Origin of the sequence: Streptomyces sp. PU-14G, from assembly GCF_041028275.1 — a bacterium.
In the GTDB taxonomy this organism is placed as follows: Bacteria; Actinomycetota; Actinomycetes; order Streptomycetales; family Streptomycetaceae; genus Streptomyces.
The window spans coordinates 1-2,785 of sequence record NZ_JASKYT010000614.1 but is presented as its reverse complement, the minus strand read 5'-3'; the positions used below and the strand labels follow the sequence as shown (position 1 = coordinate 2,785).

The window sequence follows — 2,785 nt, the reverse complement described above, 5'->3', positions numbered from 1 at the left end:
GCGGGGGAGGATCCGAAACGGCAGCCGGGTCGGGGCCGGGGGGCTGCGGCGGCGCCGGAGCGCGCAGCGACGGGTCGCCGGACAGCATACGGGCGTGCAGATCCGCCAGGGCCGCACCGGGCTCGACGCCCAGCTCCGAGGCCAGCGTCGTGCGGATCTCACGGAAGGCCGCCAGGGCCTCGGCCTGCCGACCTGAGCGGTACAGCGCCAGCATGAGCAGCTCGTGGAGCCGTTCGCGCAGCGGGTGCCCGGCCGCCAGCGTGGTCAGCCTGGCGGCCACCTCCTCATGGCGCCCCAGTGCCAGGCCGAGGTCCAGGTGGGTCTCCGACGCGCTCAGCCACTGCTCGTCGAGCCGGTACCGTTCGGCCTCGGCCAGCGGTCCGGGAAGCCCGGCCAGCGGCTTGCCGTCCCACAACTCCAGTGCCGCGTGCAGCAACTCGTCGGCGGCGCCGAGGGAACCCCCGGTGCGGAGCTTTTTGGCTTCGGCCACTCTTCGCTCGAACAGGTCGAGATCGAGGCAGTCCTGAGGAAGACGTACGAGGTAGCCGTCCGCGGCGGACACGATCAGCTGCGGGGCCTGTCCCGCCTTGCGCCCCGGCTCCAGTACCTTGCGCAACCGGGAGACGTACGTACGCAGCACCGTGACGGCTCCCGACGGCGGCTCCTCGCCCCAGAGGGCGTCGATGAGCTCGTCGATGGACGCGGGGCGTCCGCGGCGCAGCAGCAGCGCCGTCAGCACCGCTCGTTGCTGTGGTGACCCGAGGGCCAGCTCCTTCTCCCCACGCCACGCTCGCACGGGTCCTAAAACAGCTATGCGCAGGGAGTCCGTATGGCTCGCGTTCACAAGTTCGACTCTACCGAGGCGCGAACGATCCGGAACCGCACAGGTGCATTTCTCGCCGAGTCGTTTCCCCTCGGACTTCGGCGCGCAACACGATCGACACCTGCACGGAAGGCCGTCGGCCCGCGCGGCAGCCACCGCCGCAACATCAGGCAGCAGGCGGCGGGACCAGCGGTTCGACGGGCGGGACCACCTTGGAACGGTGACTGCCGGGCTTGCAGCCGGCGAACGGACCCGACGGATCGCGCAGAGCACCGAGCACCGGGCCCAGGAAGTCGCGGTGCCACGACGCCGGCCCCGTCGTCTCGGCGTAGGGGCCGGTCAGCTCGGCCCACGCCAGCCACAGACCGTGGAGCTGCGCCACCGCCTCCTGGTGCTCCCACCAGCGGGAGCACCACGGCGCTGACGAGGTGACCTCCCTGCCGTAGACGGGCAGCAGGACATGGTGCGTCCACTGGGCCAGTCGGAACAACTCCGACTGGTATTCCACCCCGTCCAAATAGAGGATGAATCGCGGCGCGGGGGGTTCCGCGTCCGCACCGTCTGACGGGCCCTGCTCCTGGGGACGGCTCTGGCTCTCGTCGACCATGGACATCAGCGGGTGCACTCCTGCGATCGCGTTCGGCTGCGGCAGCGTCTTCTCCCCCCACCACGTACCGGCGCCCCGACCGGTTCACCCCTCCAGGGAGAAGCACCGCGCCCCGAATGAACCGCACGCGGGGCCGATCCGTGGGGTTCTCGAATACCGGTCGCCGACGACACGGAGGACGCCCCTATGCCTGAGCCCGGTTCTCACCGCGTCAGGCCCAAGCGGCTGGCACGGCAGTTGCTCGACGAGGAACTGAAGGCGAACACGCGACGGAACAGGCAGGGCGCGCGTCCTGATCCCACCCCCCAGCGTGCGCCGCGGGATGCGGCCGGCCAAGCCGGGGACGACGTGGCCGACGAGATCCTGCGGCTCCTCCGCGACGTGTGGCGCCGCCTCCTGCGGTATCGGCGGGGCGCACAGCCCGCGGCCGACCCTGGCGCGGGGCAGGAGTTCCAGCAGGCGCCGCCCGCGCAGCCCGCCCCGCCCGTGCAGCCCGCCCCGCCCGTGCAGCAGACTCCGCCTGCGCATTGGCCGGAGCCGCAGCAGGTTCCGCCGCCACAGGCCCAGCACGCTGCCTACGGGGCAGCGCCGGGGTGGGCTCCCGAAGGGCCGGGTCTGCAACAGCCTGCGGCACCACCGACCTTCGGGCCGCGCGGCCCGGRCTTCGCCCCGGGCCCCGGCTTCCCACCCCAGGCTCCGGGCTTCGCCCCGGGGCCCGGCCATCCGCCCCAGGCTTCGGGCTTTGCCCCGGGGCCCGGCTATCCGTCCCAGGCTCCGGGGTTCGGCCCGGGGGCCGGCTTCGTCCCGCAGGGGCCCGGCTTCGCGGCGCAAGGGCCGAACCTCGCTGTGCCGCACCCCGGAGGGGGCTTCGCGCCGCCACCGCAGCCGGCCGGCCGACGGCTCATGAAGCAGCAGCCGGACGGCGCCCAGTCGCGCCGTGCCGAGTACGGAAGTCTCGATGACGACCAGAAGAGGGCAGTCCGGCAAGCCGTGCGGGAGTTGATCGAGGGCAAGCCGAAGACGCGGAGCGGGGGCAAGCCAAGGACTCCGACCCGCTACGGGGTGGCGGCCGGCCGCAACCTGTTGCCCTTCGGCAAGTCGCTCTCGGACGCAGCCGCAGCGGAGGCGCCTCACGTCGGCTCTCCGCAGTCCGAGCGGTCCTGGCTGTCCAGGCTCAATCCCTGGCGGTCGGCGAAACCGGGCACCACCGAGGGGCGCTCGCCCACGACGGACGTCACCGCGCGCGGCCCGTCCACCGCGGCCCCCGGCGCACGCATGGCCGAACCGCCCCTGCTCCCTCACCTCCCCGACTACGCTTCGGGCCAGGCCCCCGGCTTCCGACCAGAGAACACCGC

The 2,785-nt window shown here is 73.0% G+C and carries 3 protein-coding genes; 1 reads left to right on the top strand and 2 read right to left on the bottom strand.

What is annotated here, in order from left to right; all coding sequences use genetic code 11:
• Both AB8Z75_RS34050 and AB8Z75_RS34045 read right to left on the bottom strand, forming a co-directional pair.
• Positions 1–796 (bottom strand): BTAD domain-containing putative transcriptional regulator (locus AB8Z75_RS34050; protein WP_369208872.1); only part of this gene is annotated, 796 nt, incomplete at its 3' end.
• 193 nt (positions 797–989) lie between these two features.
• Positions 990–1,430 (bottom strand): DUF4913 domain-containing protein, encoded by a 441-nt coding sequence (locus AB8Z75_RS34045; protein ID WP_369208874.1) that lies wholly within the window; start codon positions 1,428–1,430, stop codon positions 990–992.
• 903 nt (positions 1,431–2,333) lie between these two features.
• Between AB8Z75_RS34045 and AB8Z75_RS34040 the strand changes: the two genes are divergently transcribed.
• Positions 2,334–2,785: hypothetical protein (locus AB8Z75_RS34040; RefSeq protein ID WP_369208870.1), on the top strand; the 452-nt coding region annotated here is incomplete at its 3' end.

What these genes read in the sequence shown, in the direction of transcription:
- AB8Z75_RS34045 (WP_369208874.1), bottom strand. Translation starts at nt 1,430, where the DNA reads ATGGTCGACGAGAGCCAGAGCCGTCCCCAGGAGCAGGGCCCGTCAGAC.